The sequence below is a fragment of the Streptomyces sp. NPDC002787 genome (genome assembly GCF_053592095.1).
The window spans coordinates 194,371-217,472 of record NZ_JBSFVC010000005.1; the positions used below are offsets into that span (position 1 = coordinate 194,371).

General features: G+C 70.7%; 19 protein-coding genes and 1 pseudogene. 14 read left to right on the forward strand and 6 right to left on the reverse strand.

Annotation, left to right across the window (positions count from 1 at the left end; genetic code table 11):
• The first annotated feature begins 24 nt into the window (after positions 1-24).
• The 4 genes from ACWD26_RS08950 to ACWD26_RS08965 all read left to right on the forward strand — a co-directional run bounded on the left by ACWD26_RS08950 (position 25) and on the right by ACWD26_RS08965 (position 4,377).
• The gene (locus ACWD26_RS08950; RefSeq protein WP_451267712.1) at positions 25-1,398 is read left to right on the forward strand and encodes an endo-1,4-beta-xylanase; all 1,374 of its coding nucleotides are present in this window, start codon (positions 25-27) and stop codon (positions 1,396-1,398) included.
• 74 nt (positions 1,399-1,472) lie between these two features.
• Complete coding sequence (locus ACWD26_RS08955; RefSeq protein WP_451267714.1) at positions 1,473-2,528, forward strand: LCP family protein; 1,056 nt, start codon at positions 1,473-1,475, stop codon at positions 2,526-2,528.
• Positions 2,529-2,687: 159 nt separating this feature from the next.
• Positions 2,688-3,044, forward strand: a complete 357-nt coding sequence (locus ACWD26_RS08960; RefSeq protein ID WP_451267716.1) for a YciI family protein — start codon at positions 2,688-2,690, stop codon at positions 3,042-3,044.
• 43 nt (positions 3,045-3,087) lie between these two features.
• Complete coding sequence (locus ACWD26_RS08965) at positions 3,088-4,377, forward strand: RNA polymerase sigma factor (protein ID WP_451267718.1); 1,290 nt, start codon at positions 3,088-3,090, stop codon at positions 4,375-4,377.
• Positions 4,378-4,410: 33 nt separating this feature from the next.
• On the opposite strand, the gene ACWD26_RS08970 is transcribed toward ACWD26_RS08965, so the two are convergent.
• Positions 4,411-5,610 (reverse strand): class I SAM-dependent methyltransferase, encoded by a 1,200-nt coding sequence (locus ACWD26_RS08970; protein ID WP_451267720.1) that lies wholly within the window; start codon positions 5,608-5,610, stop codon positions 4,411-4,413.
• Positions 5,611-5,722: 112 nt separating this feature from the next.
• Here ACWD26_RS08970 and ACWD26_RS08975 point away from each other — a divergent pair, with 112 nt between their 5' ends.
• The 4 genes and pseudogenes from ACWD26_RS08975 to groL all read left to right on the forward strand — a co-directional run bounded on the left by ACWD26_RS08975 (position 5,723) and on the right by groL (position 10,495).
• A complete protein-coding gene (locus tag ACWD26_RS08975) occupies positions 5,723-6,817 on the forward strand; it encodes a polysaccharide deacetylase family protein (RefSeq protein ID WP_451267722.1) in 1,095 nt (364 codons plus the stop codon).
• A 659-nt stretch (positions 6,818-7,476) separates the two neighbouring features.
• Positions 7,477-8,184, forward strand: a pseudogene (locus tag ACWD26_RS08980) (polysaccharide deacetylase family protein); the annotation flags it as partial.
• Between the two features lie 226 nt (positions 8,185-8,410).
• Positions 8,411-8,719, forward strand: coding sequence for a co-chaperone GroES (groES, locus tag ACWD26_RS08985; protein ID WP_003998759.1), 309 nt, complete (start codon positions 8,411-8,413; stop codon positions 8,717-8,719).
• 147 nt (positions 8,720-8,866) lie between these two features.
• On the forward strand, positions 8,867-10,495 hold the full coding sequence (gene groL, locus ACWD26_RS08990) for a chaperonin GroEL (RefSeq protein WP_451267724.1): 1,629 nt from the start codon (positions 8,867-8,869) through the stop codon (positions 10,493-10,495).
• A 73-nt stretch (positions 10,496-10,568) separates the two neighbouring features.
• Here the strand turns inward: groL and ACWD26_RS08995 are convergent, their stop codons facing one another.
• From ACWD26_RS08995 to ACWD26_RS09005, 3 genes are all read right to left on the reverse strand, one after another.
• A complete protein-coding gene (locus ACWD26_RS08995; protein WP_451267726.1) occupies positions 10,569-11,270 on the reverse strand; it encodes an ester cyclase in 702 nt (233 codons plus the stop codon).
• 100 nt (positions 11,271-11,370) lie between these two features.
• Positions 11,371-12,144, reverse strand: a complete 774-nt coding sequence (locus ACWD26_RS09000; RefSeq protein ID WP_451267728.1) for an SDR family NAD(P)-dependent oxidoreductase — start codon at positions 12,142-12,144, stop codon at positions 11,371-11,373.
• Positions 12,145-12,208: 64 nt separating this feature from the next.
• Positions 12,209-12,874, reverse strand: a complete 666-nt coding sequence (locus ACWD26_RS09005; RefSeq protein ID WP_451267730.1) for an MOSC domain-containing protein — start codon at positions 12,872-12,874, stop codon at positions 12,209-12,211.
• An 80-nt stretch (positions 12,875-12,954) separates the two neighbouring features.
• Between ACWD26_RS09005 and ACWD26_RS09010 the strand changes: the two genes are divergently transcribed.
• Positions 12,955-13,863: a LysR family transcriptional regulator gene (locus ACWD26_RS09010; RefSeq protein ID WP_451267732.1), complete on the forward strand. Its 909-nt coding sequence runs from the start codon at positions 12,955-12,957 to the stop codon at positions 13,861-13,863.
• Positions 13,864-13,977: 114 nt separating this feature from the next.
• Here ACWD26_RS09010 and ACWD26_RS09015 read toward each other — a convergent pair whose 3' ends face one another.
• The gene (locus tag ACWD26_RS09015; RefSeq protein ID WP_451267734.1) at positions 13,978-14,307 is read right to left on the reverse strand and encodes a WhiB family transcriptional regulator; all 330 of its coding nucleotides are present in this window, start codon (positions 14,305-14,307) and stop codon (positions 13,978-13,980) included.
• Positions 14,308-14,698: 391 nt separating this feature from the next.
• Here ACWD26_RS09015 and ACWD26_RS09020 point away from each other — a divergent pair, with 391 nt between their 5' ends.
• The 4 genes from ACWD26_RS09020 (at position 14,699) to ACWD26_RS09035 (ending at position 19,034) form a co-directional block, all read left to right on the forward strand.
• A complete protein-coding gene (locus tag ACWD26_RS09020; protein WP_003948568.1) occupies positions 14,699-15,310 on the forward strand; it encodes a response regulator transcription factor in 612 nt (203 codons plus the stop codon).
• 256 nt (positions 15,311-15,566) lie between these two features.
• Entirely contained in the window at positions 15,567-16,142 is a 576-nt protein-coding gene (locus tag ACWD26_RS09025; RefSeq protein WP_005481141.1) for a sigma-70 family RNA polymerase sigma factor, read from the forward strand.
• Between the two features lie 156 nt (positions 16,143-16,298).
• Positions 16,299-17,804 carry an IMP dehydrogenase gene (gene guaB, locus ACWD26_RS09030; RefSeq protein ID WP_215448570.1) on the forward strand — a complete coding sequence of 502 codons (1,506 nt, stop codon included), beginning with the start codon at positions 16,299-16,301 and terminating at the stop codon, positions 17,802-17,804.
• Positions 17,805-17,909: 105 nt separating this feature from the next.
• A complete protein-coding gene (locus ACWD26_RS09035) occupies positions 17,910-19,034 on the forward strand; it encodes a GuaB3 family IMP dehydrogenase-related protein (RefSeq protein ID WP_451267737.1) in 1,125 nt (374 codons plus the stop codon).
• Between the two features lie 658 nt (positions 19,035-19,692).
• On the opposite strand, the gene ACWD26_RS09040 is transcribed toward ACWD26_RS09035, so the two are convergent.
• Positions 19,693-20,901, reverse strand: coding sequence for a nucleotide sugar dehydrogenase (locus ACWD26_RS09040; RefSeq protein ID WP_451267739.1), 1,209 nt, complete (start codon positions 20,899-20,901; stop codon positions 19,693-19,695).
• Between the two features lie 281 nt (positions 20,902-21,182).
• Between ACWD26_RS09040 and ACWD26_RS09045 the strand changes: the two genes are divergently transcribed.
• Entirely contained in the window at positions 21,183-22,889 is a 1,707-nt protein-coding gene (locus ACWD26_RS09045) for a glycerol-3-phosphate dehydrogenase/oxidase (protein WP_451267741.1), read from the forward strand.
• Positions 22,890-23,102 lie beyond the last annotated feature (213 nt).

Here is a 23,102-nt window from a genome sequence, read left to right on the forward strand (position 1 = left end):
CCGAAACTTTCGGAGGCATCCGCAATGAGATCCGCTCTCAGAACCTCCTTGAGTACCTTCCTCACTGGCCTGACGGCCGCCGCGGTGGCCACCGCCACCCTGCTCGTCGCGGCTCCCGCCGCCCACGCCGCCGACCCGCCCCTGCGCGGCCTCGCCGCCGCGAAGGGCAAGGCGATCGGCACCGCGGTGACCGGCTCCAAGCTCACCGGCGCCTACGGTGAGATCGCCGGCCGGGAGTTCAACTGGCTCACCCCCGGCAACGCCATGAAGTGGGGCTCCGTCGAACCCACCCGGGGCAACTTCAACTGGACCGAGGCCGACCAGATCGTCGACTTCGCCGAGGCCCACGACCAGGACGTACGGGGCCACACCCTCGTCTGGCACAGCCAGAACCCGAGCTGGCTCGACAACGGCACCTGGACGCCCGCACAACTCAGCCAGCTGATGAACGACCACATCGCGCTGGAGGTCGGCCGCTACAAGGGGCGCCTGGCCGCCTGGGACGTGGTGAACGAGCCGTTCAACGAGGACGGCACCTACCGCCAGACCCTCTGGTACAACGGCCTCGGCGCCGACTACATCGCCCAGGCCCTGACCGCCGCCCGCGCCGCCGACCCGGCCGCCAAGCTCTACATCAACGACTACAACGTCGAGGGCGTCAACGCCAAGAGCACGGCCCTCTACAACCTGGTCAAGGACCTGAAGGCACGTGGCATCCCCATCGACGGGGTCGGACTCCAGGCCCACCTGATCCTCGGTCAGGTCCCCTCCACGCTCCAGCAGAACATCCAGCGCTTCGCCGACCTGGGCGTGGACGTCGCCATCACGGAACTCGACATCCGCATGCAACTCCCGGCGACCGAGGCGAAGCTGGCCCAGCAGCGCGCCGAGTACGACGCCGTGGTGAAGGCGTGCGTGGCCGTGACCCGCTGCACCGGCCTCACCGTCTGGGGCTTCACCGACTCCGACTCCTGGATCCCGGACACCTTCCCGGGCGAGGGCGCGGCGACCCCGTACGACGAGAACTACCGCCCGAAGCCCGCGTACTACGGCATCGTGACCGCACTCGGCGGCACGGGAACGACGCCTCCGCCGTCGACGGACGGCTGCTCGGCGGCGTACAGCGTCGCGAACCAGTGGAACACCGGCTTCACGGGCAACGTCACGATCCGCTGCGCCGCCGGGTCCTCGCTCTCCTCCTGGCGGGTCACCTGGACGTTCGGGGCGGGCCAGCGGGTCGGCCAGGCCTGGAACGCGACGTGCGCCCAGACCGGTACGACGGTCAGCTGCGCCAACGCGTCCTGGAACGGGAGCGTGCCGAGCGGCGGTTCGGTGAGCTTCGGTTTCAATGGCACCTGGAGCGGGAGCAATCCCGTACCGACCGTGACGTTGGGCTGAGAAGTCTGAGAATTTCCGAAGGAAACGCAGCAAGCGGTTCCTGCACGTAACAATTCGGACGTAAGTTCCTGTGTGTGACTGGTGAAGAAGACGAGTACGGGGGCGTGGGCAGACGGCGGCGCTGGCTGAAGTTCGCGGGGTGCACGCTCGCCGGCGTCCTCGTACTCGGCGCGGTCGGAGCGGGCTGGGCGTTCTGGCGGCTCAACGACAACATCGAGAGCGTCGACATCAACAGCGCGCTCGGCGACAACCGGCCCGCGAAACCCCGGTCCTCCTCGGATGCGGAACCCTCCTCGCTGGGCTCCGCCGCGCCGCTGCCGAGCGGCGCGCTGAACATCCTCGTCCTCGGCTCCGACTCCCGCAGCGGCGAGGAGAACGCGGAACTCGGCGGCGGTGGGGAGGACTCGGGCGCCCGCTCCGACACGGCGATGGTCGTCCATCTCGACGAGGGCCGCACCGGCGCGACCGTCGTCAGCATCCCCCGCGACACCCTCGTCACCCGCCCGTCCTGCCCGCTGGAGTCGGGCGGTTCGACGTCGGTGGCGCACAACGTGATGTTCAACAGCGCGTACGCGGTCGGCGGCCCGGTCTGCGCGGTCAAGACCGTCGAGTCGGTGACGGACGTCCGCATGGACCACTACATCGAGATCGACTTCTCCGGCTTCGCGAAGCTCGTCGACACCCTCGGCGGTGTCACGGTGACGACGGACGAGGACATCGACGACGAGGACAGCCATCTGACGCTGGAGGCCGGCACCCACCACCTGGACGGCGAACAGGCCCTGGCCCTGGCCCGCACCCGCCACGGCATCGGCGACGGCAGCGACCTCGGCCGCATCGCCCTCCAGCAACAACTGGTGAAGTCCCTGCTGGACCAGGTCTCCTCCACCAACCTGCTGTCCAGCCCGACCCGGCTCTACCAGGCCGCCGACGCGATCACCGACAGCCTGACGACGGACACCGGCCTGGACTCGCTCGGCGAGCTGAGGAGCCTCGGCCAAAGCCTGAAGGGCCTGTCGTCGGCCAGCACGAAGACCGTGATGATGCCGGTGATTACGGCGCCCTACGACCGCAACCGCGTGGTGGCGGACGAGCCGGAGGCGAGCGAGCTGTGGGAGTCGCTGAAGTGAGGTCCGCAGCCGCAGCCGTCGGTGTCGGTCGGTCGCGTGCAGCCGGCCTCAAAGAATGTCGAAGATTTCTTGGCGGCCGTGTCGATCCGTGCGGGGCCCGTTCGACGTAGGGGTGAGAGGCGGGGAGAGACCCCGCCGATCCTTACCGAGGGAGTCACCATGCCGCGTTACCTGTCGATGGTCCGGATCGACGAGACGACCGCGCCCGCCGAGGGGCCGAGCCCCGAGCTGATCCAGCGGATGGGGGATCTGCTGGAGGAGATCACCAAGGCCGGGGTCATGCTCGACACGGCCGGCCTGATGCCGACCGCGCAGGGGAAGAGGGTGCGCTGGGAGGGCGGGCAACTGTCGGTCACCGACGGGCCGTTCACCGAGACCAAGGAGGTCGTCGGGGGCTATGCGCTGATGCAGTGCAAGGACATGGCCGAGGCGGTCGAGTGGGCCAAGCGGTTCCTGAAGGTGCACGAGGAGCACTGGACGGTCACCTGCGAGGTGCGGGAGATCCAGGAGGGCTGAGCCTGTTTGGCGAAGTTGTCCTCCGGGTGTCTGATGGTGGGCTGTGACCCCACAGCCCACCCCCGCTCCCACCCCCGCTCCTGCTCCCGCCCCCGATTCCGGCACGGCCGTCGAAACCGTCTTCCGGATCGAGTCGCCCCGCCTCATCGCCGGTGTCGCGCGGATCGTGCGGGACGTCGGCATCGCGGAGGAGCTGGCGCAGGACGCGCTGGTCGCGGCGCTGGAGCAGTGGCCGCGGGACGGGGTGCCGGACAACCCGGGTGCCTGGCTCATGGCCACGGCCAAGCACCGGGCGATCGACCTCGTGCGCCGCCGGGAGCGCTATGCGCGCAAGCTCGCGGAGGTGGGCCGGGACCTGGAGGCGGCGGGACCCCATGTCGACCAGCCGTCCGACCCGGACGACATCGACGACGACCTGCTCCGCCTCGTCTTCACGGCCTGCCACCCGGTGCTCTCCGCCGAGGCCCGTATCGCCCTCACCCTCCGTCTCCTCGGCGGCCTGACCACGGCCGAGATCGCCCGCGCCTTCCTGGCCCCCGAGCCGACGATCGCCCAGCGCGTCGTCCGCGCCAAACGGACCCTCGCCACCAAGGCCGTCGCCTTCGAGGTCCCCTACGGCCCCGACCGCGAGGCCCGCCTCGACTCGGTGCTGGAGGTCATCTACCTGATCTTCAACGAGGGCTACGCGGCCACCGCCGGCGACGACCTGCTGCGGCCCGCCCTCTGCGAGGACGCCCTCCGACTCGCCCGGGTCCTCGCCCAGCTGATGCCCAAGGAGCCCGAAGTGCACGGCCTGGTGGCCCTGCTGGAGCTCCAGGGGTCGAGGGCCGCCACCCGCACGGGGCCCTCCGGGGAGCCGGTCCTGCTCAAGGACCAGGACCGCCGCCGCTGGAACCGTCTCCTCATCGCCCGCGGTTTCACCGCCCTCGGCCGCGCCACCGCCACCGCCACGGGCGCCCCGGGTCCGTACGCCCTCCAGGCCGCCATCGCCGCGTGCCACGCCCAGGCCTACACGTACGAGGAGACGGACTGGCAGCGGATCGCGACCCTGTACGCCCTGCTCGCCGCCCGCTCCCCGTCGCCCGTGGTGGAGCTGAACCGGGCGGTCGCCGTCTCCATGGCGCAGGGCCCGGGTCCCGCCCTGGAGATCGTGGACGCCCTGGCCGCCGAACCCGCCCTCCGCGACTACCACTTGCTGCCGAGCGTGCGCGGGGACCTGCTGCGGAGGCTGGGACGTACGGAGGAGGCTCGGGAGGAGTTCGTACGGGCGGCGGGGCTGGCACGCAACGAGCGGGAGCGGGCGTTGCTGCTGGCGCGGGCGGAGGGGGAGTGAGGGGATAGGGGGAGGGGGTGTGAGGGGCTTGCGTCACGGGGAGGGCTGGGGCGCCGGGTGGCCGATCAGCATCGTCGGGGCGCCGGCGACCCGGGTCAGGAAGACCGTCGCCGAGTTGCGTCCCTGTGGCTTGACCTTCTTCCGCAGCTCCTCCGGCTCGACGGCCGACCCCCGCTTCTTCACGGTCAGGATGCCGACCTCACGCTCTCTGAGCAGGGCCTTCAACTTCTTGACGTTGAAGGGGAGTTGGTCGGTGATCTCGTACGCGGTGGTGTAGGGGGTGGGGTGGAGGGCGTCCGCGGTCACATAGGCGATGGTCGGGTCGATGAGACCGCCGCCGTCGAGTCCGGCGGCGACCTCGGCGACGAGGTGGGCGCGGATGACGGCGCCGTCGGGCTCGTAGAGGTAGCGGCCGACGGGGCGGACACGGGGGTCGGGGAGGCCGCGGCCGAGGAGGGTGCGCGGGCCGGGGAGAAGGGTCGCGCGGACGGCGGCCGCCGCCCCCGTGCCGAACCAGAGCACCGCCTCCTTCACATCGCCGCCGTCCGAGATCCACTCGGCCTCGGCCTCGGCGGGGACCGCCTCGTGGGGGATGCCGGGGGCGATCTTCAGGGCGGCGCGCGGCGCCTTGAGCGCGGTGGCGACGGCCCAGGAGAGCGGGGGCGAGTAGGCCTCGGGGTCGAAGATCCGGCCCCGGCCGCCGCGCCTGGCCGGGTCCACGAAGACCGCGTCGTACGGCGCGACGTCCACGTCCGTGACGTCCGCCTCCCGCACCTCGATCAGGTCGGCGAGGCCGAGCGCGTCGGCATTGGCGCGGGCCACCGCCGCCGTCAGGGGGTCGCGGTCGACGGCCAGGACGCGGATGCCGGCCCGCGCGAGGGCGATCGCGTCGCCGCCGATGCCGCAGCACAGGTCGGCCACGGAGGTCACGCCCAGGGCGCGCATCCGCTCCGCCCGGTACGTCGCCACGGTCGTCCTGGTCGACTGCTCGACCCCGTTCGGCGTGAAGAACATCCGCTCCGCGTCCGCCGCGCCGAACTTCGCCGCCGCCCGCTGCCGCAGCCGGGCCTGCGCCATCGCCGCCGAGACGAGCTCGGCCGGGTGGTCCCGGCGCAACCGGGTCGCCACGGCCAACTCCCGCGCCGGCTCGGTACCGCGCACCTCGTCGAGGAGAGCGCGGCCCTCCGGGGTGAGGAGGGGGGTGAGGAAGGCGGCGGGATCGAGGTCGTTCACCGGGCCATTGTCCGCCAGGGAGGGAGGCGTTGTAGGCCAGTCGGTGGACCGTGTGGGGCCGTCGGCGGTGTCGGGGCGGTGGGAAGGGGGCGGCCTGCGAGGATGCAGCGCCATGCGATTTGTACGACAAAATGATGTTAAGGGTGCCAAGTGGTCGGGTTCCGGGAGGGGGAGCGGTGGCCCCCGGGGCGGCGGTCTCCGGCGTGGCAGCCTCCGGCGTGGCGGCCTCCGGGGCGGCGGTCTCCTGGGCGGCGGTCTCCTGGGAGGTACCGCCGTGCTCGCCGTGGCGGTCATCGTGTCCGGGTGCACCTGGGGCGGTGCCGAGAAGGCTTCGGGGAGCGGTTCCGGCGGGTCCGGGCCTTCCCGTGGCTCCGGGGAACTCGAGAGCGCGGATCCGGTCCACGGTCAGCCCGGACGGCGGCGCCCTCTTGACGCGCCCGCCGCGCGGGCCATCGACAGGTACGCCGCGAAGTCGCGCCGGGCGCACGCCGCGCGGGTCGCCGCCGCGAAGCGCTGGGGGCTGACCCAGGCGCCCCTGCTCCCGCCCGCGCCCCCGGCGACGAAACCGGCGCTCAAGACCCGCAAGGGGTTCGAGGTCGACGGACACGTGGAGGACGGACTCCCGCCGGTCTTCACGACCGTCCCCACCCGCCACAAGGTCGTCTTCCTCACCATCGACGACGGCGCCGAGAAGGACCCCGCCTTCCTGCGCATGATGAGCGACCTGAGGATCCCGTACACCGCCTTCCTCAGCGACTACCTGATCAAGGAGGACTACGGCTACTTCGAGCGGATGCGGGACCGTGGCGTCGTCCTGAACAACCACACCCTCAACCACCGCTTCATGCCCGCCCTCTCCTACGCCGCCCAGAAACGCGAGATCTGCGGCATGCAGGACGTGATCGAGAAGCGGTACGGCGAACGGCCCACCCTCTTCCGGCCGCCGTACGGCAGCTACGACCAGGACACCCTCCGCGCCGCCAAGACCTGCGGCGTCAAGGCGGTCCCCCTCTGGAACGAGGAGGTCTTCGCCGACCGCTGGGACTACCGCGAATGGGACCGCGAACTCCGCCCCGGCGACATCGTCCTCAGCCACTTCCGGGGCAAGGCCGACTGGAAGGGCACCATGCCCGACATGATCCGCCGCTTCCTGAACCTGGTGACCGCCGAGGGGTACGCGGTGGCGAGGCTGGAGGACTACCTGTGAAGGACGCCGGGGGCGGCCGGCCGGGAGGACGAGGACGAGGAGGGGGAAGGGCGACGGGAGGACGCCGGGTGCCTGGAGGGCGAGGAACCCGAGCAGAGCGGACAGCGCGAGCAGCGCGGACAGCGCGGGGAGTACGGGCAGCGCGGGGAGCGCGGGGAGTACGGGCAGCGCGGGGAGCGCGGGGAGCGCGGGGAGTACGGGCAGCGCGGGTAGTGCGACGCGGGGCGCGCGCTTCGACGGCCCGTACGCCGGTCGCCCGCGCCGTGGCCGCCCTCTCCTCCCTCGCAGTTCTCGCCGTACTGCTCCTCGCCGGATGCGCGCCCGACCCCGTCGACCACGCCGGCCGAGCGGAGAAACCGGGGGCCGAGGTGGCGGCGAAGGGACCGGGGGCCGAAGCGGAGGCGGAGGGCCCACGGCCGGCGCCAGGGCCGGGGGCATCAGCGGCAGCGACGCCCCGGACACCGACTCCGGCACCCCCGACCCCGGCCCCGACCTCGACGGCCGCGCCCTCGAGCGCCCGGCCCACCGGTCCAAGTTCAGCCACGTCCCGCCCCGGCGGGGCCGACGGCGCATCGACCCCTGCCCCCTCCACCCCCTCCACCCCCTCCGTCCCGCGCACCCGCGCACGCGCCCCCGCCCCCGACGCCTCCCCTCACCACCTCCGCCCCGACTCGCCCCCGTACCGCCGCTGGGGCCTCGCCGCCCCCCTCGCCCCCGCGCCCAAGGTCCCCGACCGGCCGTCCGCCCCGGGCGCGGCGGGGCCCGGTCTGCCGCCCGTCGTCGATCGTGTGCGGACCCGGGACAAGGTCGTCTTCCTCACGTACGACGACGGGGCCGAGAGGGACCCCCGGTTCGTCGACATGGTCCGGGAGCTGCGGCTGCCGGTGAGCATGTTCCTGACGGACAGCGTCGTGGGGCCGGGCTACGGCCACTTCGCACGGCTGCGCGCGGTCGGGGTGACCGTGCAGAACCACACGCTCGACCACACCGCCCTGCGCGGCCTGCCGTACGCCGGACAGCGGGCGGAGATCTGCGGCCAGCAGCACAAGCTCAAGCAGCGCTTCGGTGTCCGCCCGACCCTCTTCCGCCCGCCGTACGGCGTCTACGACACCACCACGCTCCGCGCCGCCGCCGACTGCGGCATCTCGGCCGTCGTCCTGTGGCGCGCGGCCCTGCAGACCACCGACCCCCGCCCCACGGTCGGCGACCACCTGCGCCCCGGCGACATCGTCCTGGTTCTCTCCCACTCCCGGATCAGAGGCCCCGAACAGCTCAAGGGCACGACGCTCACGGAGATGACGACGCGGCTGCTGCGCCGCATCCAGGAGCAGGGCCTGACGGTCGGCCGCCTGGAGGACTATCTCTGACGCCCCTCCGGCCCCCTGGAACCGCCTCCGACACCCCGCCACAACCCACGCAATTAGCAGTCCGCTTGACCGAGTGCTAATCGCGGTCATAGTCTCAGGTCTGGCACTCCCCCCTGGAGAGTGCCAACTACGCGACGGGCAGGTCCGGCACCCGCGACGACGGATCCACCTGGTCGCCACCTCAGACAGTTAACCCCGTGAGATCTCCGAAGGGGGAGGTCGGATCGTGACGACCACCAGCTCCAAGGTTGCCATCAAGCCGCTCGAGGACCGCATCGTGGTCCAGCCGCTCGACGCCGAGCAGACCACCGCCTCTGGCCTGGTCATCCCGGACACCGCCAAGGAGAAGCCCCAGGAGGGCGTCGTCCTGGCCGTGGGCCCGGGCCGCTTCGAGAACGGCGAGCGCCTGCCGCTCGACGTCAAGACCGGCGACATCGTGCTGTACAGCAAGTACGGCGGCACCGAGGTGAAGTACAACGGCGAGGAGTACCTCGTCCTCTCGGCTCGCGACGTCCTCGCGATCATCGAGAAGTAATTCACCAGGCTTCCCGCGAGGCGTACATCGTCCCGCGAAAGCACATTGCTTTGAGCTGCGCCCCTGGCCCCCGCGACCATTAATCAGCCGGGCGTCGGGGGCGCGGTTCGTTTCACCAACGTTTTCCGAGAGGGCTGAACCGCTCCCATGGCGAAGATCCTGAAGTTCGACGAGGACGCCCGTCGCGCCCTCGAGCGCGGCGTCAACAAGCTTGCCGACACGGTCAAGGTGACGATCGGCCCCAAGGGCCGCAACGTCGTCATCGACAAGAAGTTCGGCGCCCCCACCATCACCAACGACGGTGTGACCATCGCCCGTGAGGTCGAGGTCGAGGACCCGTACGAGAACCTCGGTGCCCAGCTGGTGAAGGAGGTGGCGACCAAGACCAACGACATCGCGGGTGACGGTACGACCACCGCCACCGTGCTCGCCCAGGCGCTCGTGCGCGAGGGCCTGAAGAACGTCGCCGCGGGTGCCTCCCCGGCCGCCCTGAAGAAGGGCATCGACGCCGCCGTCGCCGCGGTCTCCGAGGAGCTCCTCGCAACCGCCCGCCCGATCGACGAGAAGTCCGACATCGCCGCCGTCGCCGGTCTGTCCGCCCAGGACGCCCAGGTCGGCGAGCTCATCGCCGAGGCGATGGACAAGGTCGGCAAGGACGGTGTCATCACCGTCGAGGAGTCCAACACCTTCGGTCTGGAGCTGGACTTCACCGAGGGCATGGCCTTCGACAAGGGCTACCTGTCGCCGTACTTCGTGACGGACCAGGAGCGTATGGAGGCCGTCCTCGACGACCCGTACATCCTCATCCACCAGGGCAAGATCGGCGCCATCGCCGACCTGCTGCCCCTGCTGGAGAAGGTCATCCAGTCCAACGCCTCGAAGCCGCTGCTGATCATCGCCGAGGACGTCGAGGGCGAGGCCCTCTCCACCCTCGTCGTCAACAAGATCCGCGGCACCTTCAACGCGGTCGCCGTCAAGGCCCCCGGCTTCGGCGACCGTCGCAAGGCGATGCTGCAGGACATGGCGACCCTGACCGGCGCCGAGGTCATCTCCGAGGAGGTCGGCCTCAAGCTCGACCAGGTCGGTCTCGACGTGCTCGGCTCCGCCCGCCGCGTCACCGTCACCAAGGACGACACCACGATCGTCGACGGCGCCGGTGACTCCGGGGCCGTCCAGGGCCGTGTCGCCCAGATCAAGTCCGAGATCGAGAACACGGACTCCGACTGGGACCGCGAGAAGCTCCAGGAGCGCCTCGCGAAGCTGGCCGGCGGCGTGTGCGTCATCAAGGTCGGCGCCGCCACCGAGGTGGAGCTGAAGGAGAAGAAGCACCGTCTGGAGGACGCCATCTCCGCGACCCGCGCCGCGGTCGAGGAGGGCATCGTCTCCGGTGGTGGCTCCGCGCTCGTCCACGCCGTCAAGGTCCTCGAGGGCAACCTCGGCAAGACCGGCGACGAGGCCACGGGTGTCGCGGTCGTCCGCAAGGCCGCCGTCGAGCCGCTGCGCTGGATCGCCGAGAACGCCGGCCTGGAGGGCTACGTCATCACCTCCAAGGTCGCCGAGCTCGACAAGGGCCAGGGCTTCAACGCCGCGACCGGCGAGTACGGCGACCTGGTCAAGTCCGGCGTCATCGACCCGGTCAAGGTCACCCGCTCCGCCCTGGAGAACGCCGCCTCCATCGCCTCCCTCCTCCTGACGACCGAGACCCTGGTCGTCGAGAAGAAGGAAGAGGAGCCGGCCGACGCGGGCCACGGCCACGGTCACGGCCACGCCCACTGAGGCACCCCGCTGCCAAGAGAAGCCCCCGCTCCGCATCGGCGGAGCGGGGGCTTCCCCGTGGGCCGGCGCCCCGTCACTGTTCCAGCGCGTCCAGGGCTCCGAGCTGATGCATCAGCCCCAGCCGGTCGTACTCCCACCACGCCTCGGCGATCTTGCCGTCGGGCGTGCACCGGTGGATCGTCGTCCCCGTCATGGTGACGTCCCTCCCGGTCGCCGCGATGCCCAGGAACTCGCCCTTGTGCCGGGCGTTCCAGGTCCAGCGCGTGCACACGCGGTCACCCTGGGCGATCTGGTCGTCGACCGTGAACGCGAAGTCGAAGCCCGCTCGCCACACCTCGGCCTCCCGCCGGAAGGCGTCCAGTCCCAGGGTGTCCGGTTCGTTGCCGTGGTCGTGGTAGTCCTCGATCAACAGGTCGTTGAACGGGGGCAGTTCCCCCCGCGTCGCCAGGGTCTCGAAGAACCGCCGCGCGGTGCCCGCGTACAACTGCTCGTCGCGCACCACGTCCAGATCGGTGAAGGTGGGCATCTCGTCGCAGAGCGCCACCATCTCCTGGAAGATCCGGTCCGTCTCCGGCAGGTTGGAATTCCGCATCGCGTCCTCGTACGACGCGAACTCCACGATCTCGATGACGTGCGACGAGTCGGACCGGTCCGTGCCGACCACACTGTGTGTCGCCGTCCGCTTGCCCTTGGTCTGCTCGACCCACCTGTCCATCAGCTGGTTCATCTCGTCGAGCCGGCTGGTCCTGCAGTCGATGAGCTGCACGAACGTCATGCCACACCACCTCCCGGCCCCCCTGCTTCCGGTCAACGACTCCATTGTCCGGCCGCCGCCGGGCAGCCGCAGTCCGACAGCCGGACGCCCCACGGCCGCCTTACTGCGGCCCGTACTGCCGCCCCGCCTTCGAGCTGATCCCGCCCAGCAGTCCCCGGGGCACCACCTTCACCACACCCATCAGCGTCTTGTAGCGCGGGTCGGGGATGGAGACGGACTTGCCGCGGGAGAGGTCGGCGAGAGCGGCGGTGACGAGTTTGTCGGCGTCGAGCCACATCCAGGACGGGATGTTGTCGGTGCCCATGCCGGCCCGGTCGTGGAACTCGGTGCGGACGAAGCCCGGGCACAACGCCATCAGCCGTACGCCGCTGCCGGCCAGGTCCCGCGCAACACCCTGGGTGAACTGCACGACCCAGGCCTTGGACGCGCCGTACGTCCCGCGCGGTACGAACGCCGCCACCGACGCGACGTTGACGACGCCCCCTCGGCCCCGCTCCCGCATCCCCTCCGTCGCCGCCGAGGTCAGACGCAGTACCGCCTCGCAGTGCACCTTGAGCATCTTCAGCTCGTCGGCCATGGAGACCTCGAGGAAGCGGCCCTTGTTGCCGAAGCCGGCGTTGTTGATCAGCAGGTCGACCGGGTTCTTGCGGTCGGCCAGCCGCCGCGCGACCGTCTCGATGCCGTCGTCCGTCGCGAGGTCCGCCGTCAGCACCTCCGCCTCGATGCCGTGCCGGTCGTGCAACTCCGTGGCCTGTTCGCGCAGTCGCTTGGTGTCGCGCGCCACCAGGACGAGGTTGTGTCCGTCCGCCGCCAGCCGCCGCGCGAAGGCGGCACCGATGCCCGCTGTCGATCCCGTGATGAGAGCCGTTGTCATGGCGCAAGCGTAGTGACCGGAACTGTGCGGGTCCGCTTGCTCCACCGCACGTTCACCAGTGCCTTCAGCTCCGCTCCGCCACGTACTTCCGCGCCCACTCCGCCACCTCCGAGTGCAGCGCCTCTCCCGCGTCCAGCAGGCGCGGCAGCAGCTCTTTCTCGGTCATCGTGGCGCGGAAGGCGAGGGCGACGGTGATGTCGTGGTCGGGGCGGTGGACGATCTCGATCGGGTCGCCCGCGCGGATCTCGCCCGGCCGGATCACCCGCAGATACGCACCGGGCGCGCCCTGCCGCGTGAAGCGCTTGAGCCAGCCCCGCTCACCCAGGTGCCGCTGGAAGTTGAGACAGGGGACGCGGCCGGAGGTGATCTCCAGAACCGCCTCGGAGCCGATCCGCCAGCGTTCACCGACGAGAGCGCCGGAGACGTCGACGCCCTCGGTGGTGAGGTTCTCGCCGAAGGACCCGCTGGGCAGCGTGCGGCCCAGCTCGCGTTCCCAGCCGTCCAGGTCCTCGCGGGCGAACGCGTAGACCGCCTGGTCGTCGCCGCCGTGGTGCTCGGTGTTGCACACCGCGTCCCCGGTCACCCCGCTGGCGCCGACCCCCTTGGGCCCCGGCGCGAAGACCCGCACCGGTCCGTCCACCGGCCGTTTGTCGATGCCCGTGACCTTCTTCGACTCCTCCGGGAGGTCGACGGCCCGGGGGCGTCCCACATTCAGTGACAGAAGCTTCATACCGGCACGTTAAGCGGGCGAGGGTCAAAGCGTCGACACGATATTCGGCACCCCGCCCAAGCCGCGCTTATGCTCACACCGTGATCGAGGCCCGTCATCTCCGCGTCCTGCGCGCCGTCGCCGCCACCGGCTCCTTCTCGGCGGCGGGACGCGAACTCGGGTGCACACAGCCCGCCGTCAGCCAGCAGATGAAGGCGCTCGAAGCGTCCGTCGGTACGCCGCTGCTGGTGCGCGGCGGCCGTGAGATGCGGCTGACGCAGGCGGGCGAGGCTCTGGTGCGTCACGCGGCCGGGATCCTCGCCGGGCTCACCGCGGCAGAGGAGGAGGTCGCCGCCATCGCCGGGCTGCGCGCCGGACGGGTCCGTCTGGTCTCCTTCCCCAGCGGCAGCTCCACCCTCGTCCCCACCGCCCTGGCCGCCCTGCGCGCCGCGCATCCCGGCACCCGGGTCTCCCTGGAGGAGGCCGAACCGCCCCGCTCGGTCGAGATGCTCCGTGAGGGCGACTGCGACATCGCGCTCGCCTTCCGCTACGAGGGCGCGGCGGGCGACGGGGAAGGGGAAGGGGAATGGGACGACCTGGTCGTCCGGCCCCTGCTCACCGACCGGCTCGTCGGGCTCGTCCCGCAGGGGCATCGCCTGGCCCGGGCGCGGTCCATCGGCATCGGCGAACTCGCCGGGGAATCCTGGATCGCCGGCTGCCCGCGCTGCCGGGGGCAACTGGTGCGGGTCTGTGAGAGCGCGGGGTTCACGCCCCGCATCGACTTCGCGACCGACGACTATCCGGCGGTGGTCGGCCTGGTGGGCGCGGGCCTCGGGGTCGCCGTCCTGCCGGAGCTGGCCATCGAGTCCGTACGCGCCAAGGGGGTGCGGGCGGTGTCGGTCGAACCGCTGGTGTGCCGGGAGATCGTGGCGCTCACTTTGCCGGACCTGGCTCAGGTGCCCACGGTTGCGGCGACGCTGGACCGGCTCGCCGGGGCGGCCGCGCGATAGCGCCGGCGTTCCGGACGGGCGGACCGGACGCGGACTGGACGGGCGCGATTACAGCCCGTACATGCCCGTACATGTCCGTACGCGCTCGTACAGAGGCGCTGCAGAAACGTTCTTTCAGGTGTCCGAACCGGCGTCGCTCCCGGACGTGGACGCCGACACCAGCCGGTGGCGTGCCCGGCCCATGAGCTCCTCGCGTTCGTCCTCGGTCAGCCCGCCCCACACGCCGTACGGCTCGCGCACCGCGAGGGCGTGGGCCGCGCACTGCGCGCGTACCGGGCATCTCATGCAGACCTCTTTGGCCGAGTTCTCACGAGCGCTCCGTGCCGCACCGCGTTCTCCCTCGGGGTGGAAGAAGAGTGAGCTGTCGACCCCACGGCAGGCCGCGAGGAGCTGCCAGTCCCACAGATCAGCGTTCGGTCCGGGAAGGCGGGAGAAATCTGCCATTACGTGTCCCCTTGTTGCCGTTCTTGTAGGAGATGTTGCCCATGACCGTACATCGACTATCAAAGGAGATGAAAATATGACTCATTGCGAATCTAGCCTCAGACACCAGCAAAAGGGAACAAAAACGTCTGAATGGGGCATAGGTTGTGATGAAACATTGAGGGTCCGTTGTGCATGTCTGCACCGTGTTGGCGCCCTCACGTAGAGTGCCGAAGGTGGCCAGCCATCCCGTAACTCTTTCGAGTGACCGTCGTTGAGACGGGCGGAGGCGGTTGAAGAACAAGCGCTCGGGCAGGCGTTCGTGTCCGCTCGTGAGCGTCGACCGCACAGGTGACGATTTCGTACCAGCCTGGAGGCTCAAGGTGACGCGCATCAGCTGCGGAGGGCGGCCATGACATCCGTCCTCGTCTGCGACGACTCCCCGCTTGCCCGAGAGGCGCTGCGCCGCGCGGTGGCGACCGTGCCCGGCGTCGAGCGCGTGACCACGGCGGCCAACGGCGAGGAAGTCCTCCGCCGCTGGGGGGCCGACCGCTCGGACCTGATTCTGATGGACGTACGCATGCCCGGTCTGGGCGGCGTCGAGACCGTACGGCGGCTGCTGTCCGCCGACCCCGGGGCGCGCATCATCATGCTCACCGTCGCCGAGGACCTGGACGGCGTGGCCCTCGCGGTCGCCGCCGGTGCGCGGGGCTATCTACACAAGGACGCCTCCCGCGCGGAGCTGCGTGCCACGGTCACGCAGGCCCTCGCCGACCCGACCTGGCGGCTCGCCCCGCGCCGGCTGCGCTCGGCCGAGATGGGCGCCGCGCCGACGCTCACCGCGCGGGAGATCCAGGTTCTCGAAGGCATGAGCCACGGCCGTTCGAACGCCGAGATCGGTCGCGAGCTGTTCCTCTCCGAGGACACCGTCAAGACCCACGCCCGGCGCCTGTTCAAGAAGCTCGGCGCCTCGGACCGCGCGCACGCCGTGGCGCTCGGCTTCCGCTGGGGTCTGGTCCGCTGAGTGAGCCGTGACGGGGGTACGAGAATCCCCGCCCATCGCGTGGTGGGCGGGGGTGGTGAGACGGCCCATCGGGTGCCCGCTGCTCGTTTCGCCGCGGATGCCGCATCCTTGAGGTGTGGAGTTCCTCGGGGAGCAGTCGAACGAGCGGGAGGGGAGGGCGCAGGAGATGAGTTCCGGCGCACCTGCTCATAACGCTTCGGTGCACAACCACGGACGTGGCGCCACGGACCGGACGGCCGCAAGGCACCATGGACCGATGCGCGACGACGAGACGACGGTGATCGGTGCGCTCGTGCATCGCGCGGTCGACGGGGACGAGCAGGCCACGCACGATCTGCTCGCCCATGTCCACCCTCTGGCCCTGCGGTACTGCCGCACCCGTCTGTCCCGGCTGCCGGGCGACGCGCGGCACTTCGTGGAGGACCTGGCACAGGAGGTCTGCGTCGCCGTCCTCCTCGCACTGCCGCGTTACAAGGACACCGGGCGGCCGTTCGAGGCGTTCGTCTTCGCCATCGCCGGCCACAAGGTCGCCGACCTCCAGCGCGCCGCGATGCGCCATCCCGGCTCGACGGCCGTCCCCTCGGACGAGATGCCGGAGCGCCCCGACGACTCCCTGGGCCCCGAGGAGCGTGCGCTGCTCAGCAGCGACGCCGAGTGGGCCAAGAAGCTCCTCGCCAACCTCCCCGAGAACCAGCGCGAGCTGCTCCTGCTGAGGATCGCGGTGGGGCTCACGGCCGAGGAGACGGGGCAGATGCTCGGGATGTCGCCGGGCGCGGTCCGGGTGGCACAGCACCGGGCGCTGAGCAGGCTCCGGGCGCTGGCGGAGCAGTAGTCGTACGGGCTCTCAGGGCGCCCCGATGAACATGCGGGGCGCCGTTTCCGTACGAACATACGAGGTCCGGCCTCACTTCGTACCGTGGAATGTGTGCCCCACGCTTCCCGTTAGCATGGACATCCGCACCGATCAAGGCCATTTGGGGAAGGTGTCATGACTGCCAACGTCGACGGAGTGCCCGACAAATTCGCGACGCTCGGGCTGACCTACGACGACGTGCTGCTGCTGCCGGGCGCGTCGGACATGGCGCCCGACGAGATCGACACCGCCTCGTACGTCTCCAAGAACGTGCGGGTGAACATCCCGCTCCTCTCGGCCGCCATGGACAAGGTCACCGAGTCCCGGATGGCCATCGCCATGGCCCGTCAGGGCGGTGTCGGCGTGCTGCACCGCAACCTGTCCATCGAGGACCAGGCCAACCAGGTCGACCTGGTGAAGCGCTCCGAGTCCGGCATGGTCGCCGACCCGATCACCGTGCACCCGGACGCCACGCTCGCCGAGGCCGACGCGCTGTGCGCCAAGTTCCGCATCAGCGGCGTCCCGGTGACGGACGGCAACAAGAAGCTGCTCGGCATCGTCACCAACCGTGACATGGCCTTCGAGACCGACCGCTCGCAGCGGGTCCGTGAGGTCATGACGCCGATGCCGCTGGTCACCGGCAAGGTCGGCATCTCCGGCGTCGAAGCCATGGAGCTGTTGCGCAAGCACAAGATCGAGAAGCTTCCGCTGGTCGACGACGCGGGCATCCTCAAGGGCCTCATCACGGTCAAGGACTTCGTCAAGGCCGAGAAGTACCCGCACGCCGCGAAGGACGGCGAGGGCCGCCTCCTCGTCGGCGCGGCCGTCGGTGTCGCCGGCGACGCCTTCGAGCGCGCCCAGGCCCTCATCGAGAACGGCGTCGACTTCATCGTCGTCGACACCGCCCACGGCCACTCCCGCCTGGTCGGCGACATGGTCGCCAAGATCAAGTCGAACTCCTCCGGCGTCGACGTCATCGGCGGCAACATCGCCACGCGTGACGGCGCCCAGGCCCTGATCGACGCGGGCGTGGACGGCATCAAGGTCGGCGTCGGCCCCGGCTCCATCTGCACGACCCGTGTCGTCGCCGGCATCGGCGTCCCGCAGGTCACCGCCATCTACGAGGCCTCGCTGGCCGCCAAGGAGGCCGGTATCCCGGTCATCGGCGACGGTGGCCTGCAGTACTCCGGCGACATCGCCAAGGCCCTGGTCGCGGGCGCCGACACGGTGATGCTGGGCTCGCTGCTCGCGGGCTGCGCCGAGTCGCCGGGCGAGCTGCTGTTCATCAACGGCAAGCAGTTCAAGTCGTACCGCGGCATGGGTTCGCTGGGCGCCATGCAGTCGCGCGGCGACCGCAAGTCGTTCTCCAAGGACCGCTACTTCCAGGAGGGCGTCGCCTCCGACGAGCAGCTCGTCCCCGAGGGCATCGAGGGCCAGGTGCCCTACCGCGGCCCGCTCTCCTCGGTCGTCCACCAGCTGGTCGGCGGGCTGCGCCAGTCGATGTTCTACGTCGGCGGCCGCACCGTTCCGGACCTCCAGGCCAACGGCCGCTTCGTCCGCATCACGTCGGCGGGCCTCAAGGAGAGCCACCCGCACGACATCCAGATGACCGTCGAGGCGCCGAACTACAGCCGTAAGTAAGCGGCAGGCCTGACCGAGGGCGGTCCCGGAGCATCCGGGGCCGCCCTCGTCGTGCCCGTCGGCGATACTGGTAGACGCTGAACGCATCAGGGAAAGGCCACAGACGTGACTGAGATCGAGATCGGGCGCGGCAAGCGCGGCCGCCGGGCGTACGCCTTCGACGACATCGCCGTCGTCCCCAGCCGCCGTACGCGGGACCCGAAGGAGGTCTCGATCGCCTGGCAGATCGACGCCTACCGCTTCGAGCTGCCCTTCCTGGCCGCCCCCATGGACTCGGTCGTCTCCCCGGCCACCGCGATCCGCATCGGCGAGATGGGCGGCCTCGGCGTCCTGAACCTCGAAGGGCTGTGGACGCGGTACGAGGACCCGCAGCCGCTGCTCGACGAGATCACCGGCATGCCCGACGAGGCCGCGACCCGCCGTCTCCAGGAGATCTACGCCGCTCCCATCAAGGAGGAGCTGATCGGGCAGCGCCTCAAGGAGGTGCGCGACTCGGGTGTCGTGACGGCCGCCGCGCTCTCGCCGCAGCGCACCGCCCAGTTCTCCAAGGCCGTCGTGGACGCGGGTGTCGACATCTTCGTCATCCGCGGGACGACCGTGTCGGCGGAGCACGTCTCCGGGGCGCACGAGCCGCTGAACCTGAAGCAGTTCATCTACGAGCTGGACGTCCCGGTCATCGTCGGCGGCTGCGCCACGTACACGGCCGCGCTGCACCTGATGCGCACGGGCGCGGCCGGTGTCCTCGTCGGCTTCGGCGGTGGCGCGGCCCACACCACGCGCAACGTGCTCGGCATCCAGGTCCCGATGGCGACGGCCGTGGCCGATGTGGCCGCCGCCCGCCGCGACTACATGGACGAGTCCGGCGGCCGGTACGTGCACGTCATCGCCGACGGCGGTGTCGGTTGGTCCGGCGACCTCCCCAAGGCCATCGCCTGCGGCGCGGACGCGGTCATGATGGGCTCCCCGCTGGCCCGCGCCACGGACGCGCCCGGCAAGGGCAACCACTGGGGCATGGAGGCGGTGAACGAGGAGCTGCCGCGCGGCAAGAAGGTGGACCTCGGGACGGTCGGCACGCTGGAGGAGGTCCTCACCGGGCCCTCCCACACCCCCGACGGTTCCATGAACCTCTTCGGCGCCCTGCGGCGGGCGATGGCCACCACCGGGTACAGCGAGCTGAAGGAGTTCCAGCGCGTCGAGGTGACGGTGGCGGACTCCCAGCACAAGCGGTGAGATGACGCGGCGCTCGGCTTGAGCGACGGGAGGGGCTCGGTGGCCTGAGGGTGACCGGGCCCCTTCTCTGTGCCCAAGTGGGCTGGTGGGGGCGTGGGTTGCGGGTGGGGGCGCGTGGTTGCGTTCGGGGCGAATGCGGGCCGAACGGGCGTAGCGGGGCGATAGCGTTCCTGTCCGGCGCCCCAGCTTGCCTGGGAGCCCCCTTCCAAGGACCTGGTCCGGACCCCGCCCTCGGGGCCCGGCCCGATTTCCGACGGACCGTCCACCGGGCACTGGGCGGTGTCGTGGAAGGGGGCGCCCATGGGACGTCACCGCAAGCCCACTCGCTGGGACCGGATCCGTCTGCGGATGGTGAAGTGCCGGAGGAGGTGGATCTTGCGGATTTACGGAAGGTGAGCGGCCGCCCCCAAGGCAACTAGGGGCGGACACTCCGTGAACCATCCAGGAGCTCGTCGCAGTGCCACCTGCGGCGGGCTCCACCTTTTGTTGCGGAAGGTGAGCGGTCGCCCCCACACAAGCTAGGGGCGGACACTCCGTAAACCTTCCAGGAGCTCGTCGCAGGCCCAACTGCGGCGGGCTCCGCCTGTTTCCGTACGGTACCGGTGGAGGTCGTCGTCTGCCACCGACCCGGAGGTCGGGGCCGTATCGTGCGCCCCCCTCACAACCTGTGCGCCGCCCCCGTGGGGGTGGCCCCCCGGGTGTCCAGCAGGAGCTGGGCCTTCACCGACAGGCCCTGGAGGTCGTAGGTGCGATGCTGCTGGAGGAGGATCGTCAGGTCGGCGTCGGCGGTGGCCTCGTAGAGCGAGTCGGCGCGGGGGATGGGGCGGTCGAGGACGCTCCAGGTGGGGATGTGCGGGTCGTGGTAGCTGACGTGGGCGCCGAGTTCGATGAGGCGGCGGGCGATCTCGTCGGCGGGGGTGCCCTGTCGGTCGGGGAGGTCGGGCTTGTAGGTGATGCCCAGGAGGAGGACGCGGGCGCCCCGGGCCGACTTGCCGTGCTCGTTGAGGAGGGTGGCGGCGCGTTGGACGACGTACTGGGGCATGCGGTTGTTGACGCGCTGGGCCAGTTCGACCATGCGGAGCGAGCGGGGGGCGTGGCCCGACAGGTCCTGGGGGAGGGCGTGGCCGCCCACGCCGGGGCCGGGGCGGAAGGCCTGGAAGCCGAAGGGCTTCGTCTCGGCGCAGCGGATGACGTCCCACAGGTCGACGCCGAGGTCGTTGCAGAGGACGGCCATCTCGTTGACGAGGGCGATGTTGACGTGGCGGTAGTTGGTCTCCAGGACGTGGACCGTCTCCGCCTCGCGCAGGCCACGCGCGCGCACCACCTTGTCGGTGAGGCGGCCGTAGAAGGCGGCGGCCGACTCGGTGCAGGCCGGGGTGAGGCCGCCGATGACCTTGGGGGTGTTGGTGGGGCCGAAGTCGCGGTTGCCCGGGTCGACGCGGGCGGGGGAGTAGGCGAGGTGGAAGTCGCGGCCCGCGCGCAGGCCCGAGCCCTCTTCGAGGAGGGGGCGCAGGAGTCGCTCGGTCGTGCCCGGGGGGACGGGAGATTCCAGGATGACCGTGGTGTGCGGGCGCAGGCGGGCGGCCAGGGTGCGGGCGGCCTCCTCGACCTGGGTGAGGTCGAGCGAGCCGTCGGCGCCGAGTGGGGTCGGGGCGCAGATGACGGCCGTACGGACGCGGCCGAGTTCCACGGGGTTGGTGGTGGGCTTGAAGCCGCGGGCGAGCATGCGGCGCAGTTCGCCGGGGGTGAGCGAGCCGGAGTCGGGGCCGGTGCGGTAACCGAGCGTGGCGATGCCGGCGGCGACGGCGGCCTGGGCCAGCGGCAGCCCCAACTGGCCGAGTCCGATGACGGCGAGATCTGCGGGCATGGCGTGGGCCGTCCTTCCCAATAACCGAAGCGGGACAGACGCGCAAGCCCTGTGGACTGGATGAGCGAGCGCAATGTCACACTAGGCGTAAATATGACCGATATGCGGGATTGGAAAGTTGTTTTTCTGTGCGCGTCCTGCGGAGTTGTCCACAGGCTGGAGGCTGGTGGTGGCCGAAGTCGGGCAACGCGGTCAGAATTTTGGGCAGGGGGATGCGAGCAGGGTCTCGCCCGACGGGCATGGACAGGTGAGGCCGGCGCGACCGACAGCGGGAGGCAGCGGTGAGGACAGCGGCACTGGGACCGGCGCAGCGCGCCGAGTCACTGGCGGGTATGGCCGAGCGCGAGCTGGACGTGCTGGTCGTGGGCGGTGGCGTGGTCGGCGCGGGCACGGCCCTGGACGCCGTGACACGCGGTCTGTCCACGGGCCTGGTCGAGGCACGCGACTGGGCGTCCGGCACCTCCAGCCGGTCCAGCAAACTGATCCACGGCGGTCTGCGCTATCTGGAGATGCTCGACTTCGCGCTCGTGCGGGAGGCCTTGAAGGAGCGTGGGCTGCTGCTGGAGCGGTTGGCGCCCCATCTGGTGAAGCCTGTGCCGTTCCTCTACCCGTTGCAGCACAAGGGCTGGGAGCGGTTCTACGCGGGCTCCGGCGTCGCGATGTACGACGCGATGTCCATGGCGCGCGGGCACGGGCGTGGGCTGCCCGTTCATCGTCATCTGACCCGCCACCGCGCTCTGCGCATCGCGCCCTGTCTGAAGAAGGACGCGCTGGTCGGGGCGCTTCAGTACTACGACGCCCAGATGGACGACGCCCGCTATGTGGCGACGATGGTGCGCACGGCCGCGTCGTACGGGGCGAAGGTCGCCAACCGCGCGCGTGTGACGGGGTTCCTGCGTGAGGGCGAGCGCGTGGTCGGCGCCAAGGTGCAGGACGTCGAGGGCGGCGGGGAGTACGAGGTCCGGGCCCGGCAGATCGTGAACGCCACCGGGGTGTGGACCGACGACACCCAGGCGATGGTGGGGGAGCGCGGGCAGTTCCACGTCCGGGCGTCCAAAGGCATCCATCTGGTCGTACCGAAGGACCGGATCCACTCCACGACCGGGCTGATCCTGCGGACCGAGAAGTCCGTGCTGTTCGTGATCCCCTGGGGGCGGCACTGGATCGTGGGGACGACGGACACCGACTGGGATCTCGACAAGGCGCATCCGGCGGCGTCCAGCGCGGACATCGACTATCTGCTGGAGCATGTGAACTCCGTGCTGGCGGTGCCGCTCACACGGGACGACGTGCAGGGGGTGTACGCCGGGCTCCGGCCGTTGCTCGCGGGGGAGTCGGACGCCACCAGCAAGCTCTCGCGGGAGCACATCGTCGCCCATCCGGTGCCGGGGCTCGTGGTCGTGGCCGGGGGAAAGTACACGACGTACCGGGTGATGGCCAAGGACGCGGTGGACGCGGCCGTGCACGGGCTGGACCAGCGGGTCGCCGAGTGTGTCACCGAGGACGTGCCGCTGCTCGGGGCGGAGGGGTACCGGGCGTTGTGGAACGCGCGGGCGCGGATCGCGGCGAGCACGGGGCTGCATGTGGTGTGGGTGGAGCATCTGCTGAACCGGTACGGGTCGGCGACCGAGGAAGTGCTCGATCTGATCGCCTCCGAGCCGTCCCTGGGGGAGCCGTTGCAGTCCGCCGACGACTATCTGCGGGCCGAGGTGGTGTACGCCGCCTCGCACGAGGGGGCGCGGCATCTCGACGATGTGCTCACTCGGCGGACCCGGATCTCCATCGAGACGTTCGACCGGGGGGCGCGGAGTGCGCGGGAGGCGGCGGAGCTGATGGCACCGGTGCTCGGGTGGGACGAGGGGCAGATCGAGCGGGAGGTCGAGCACTATCACAAGAGGGTGGAGGCGGAGCGGGAGTCGCAGCGGCAGCCGGATGACCTGACGGCGGACGCGGCGCGGTTGGGGGCGCCGGACATCGTGCCGTTGTAGGTGCTCGGCCCCCCCCGCCGCCCCTGCCCCCGCCGGACGGGCCGAGTGGTGCTGAACATGCGTCAGATACCGGACACTGACTGAGAGTTCCGGGCCGGCCTCACAAGTGGGGCCCGGCCGGGGGGATTGCTGTCGCGCCCTGGTGGTGAAGTGTGGGTGGGTGCCGTGAGGGGCTTGGAGGCGGGGTGGCTGGTTGAGGGGGGCCCTGGGCGT

Bases quoted from the DNA above. Each gene is read 5' to 3' on its own strand.
- ACWD26_RS08950 (WP_451267712.1), top strand. From the start codon at position 25: ATGAGATCCGCTCTCAGAACCTCCTTGAGTACCTTCCTCACTGGCCTG.
- ACWD26_RS08975 (WP_451267722.1), top strand. From the start codon at position 5,723: ATGCGATTTGTACGACAAAATGATGTTAAGGGTGCCAAGTGGTCGGGT.
- ACWD26_RS09000 (WP_451267728.1), bottom strand. From the start codon at position 12,144: ATGACAACGGCTCTCATCACGGGATCGACAGCGGGCATCGGTGCCGCC.
- ACWD26_RS09025 (WP_005481141.1), top strand. From the start codon at position 15,567: ATGCGCGACGACGAGACGACGGTGATCGGTGCGCTCGTGCATCGCGCG.
- ACWD26_RS09020 (WP_003948568.1), top strand. From the start codon at position 14,699: ATGACATCCGTCCTCGTCTGCGACGACTCCCCGCTTGCCCGAGAGGCG.
- ACWD26_RS08995 (WP_451267726.1), bottom strand. From the start codon at position 11,270: ATGACGTTCGTGCAGCTCATCGACTGCAGGACCAGCCGGCTCGACGAG.
- groL (WP_451267724.1), top strand. From the start codon at position 8,867: ATGGCGAAGATCCTGAAGTTCGACGAGGACGCCCGTCGCGCCCTCGAG.
- ACWD26_RS09040 (WP_451267739.1), bottom strand. From the start codon at position 20,901: ATGCCCGCAGATCTCGCCGTCATCGGACTCGGCCAGTTGGGGCTGCCG.
- ACWD26_RS08960 (WP_451267716.1), top strand. From the start codon at position 2,688: ATGCCGCGTTACCTGTCGATGGTCCGGATCGACGAGACGACCGCGCCC.
- ACWD26_RS09015 (WP_451267734.1), bottom strand. From the start codon at position 14,307: ATGGCAGATTTCTCCCGCCTTCCCGGACCGAACGCTGATCTGTGGGAC.
- guaB (WP_215448570.1), top strand. From the start codon at position 16,299: ATGACTGCCAACGTCGACGGAGTGCCCGACAAATTCGCGACGCTCGGG.
- ACWD26_RS09005 (WP_451267730.1), bottom strand. From the start codon at position 12,874: ATGAAGCTTCTGTCACTGAATGTGGGACGCCCCCGGGCCGTCGACCTC.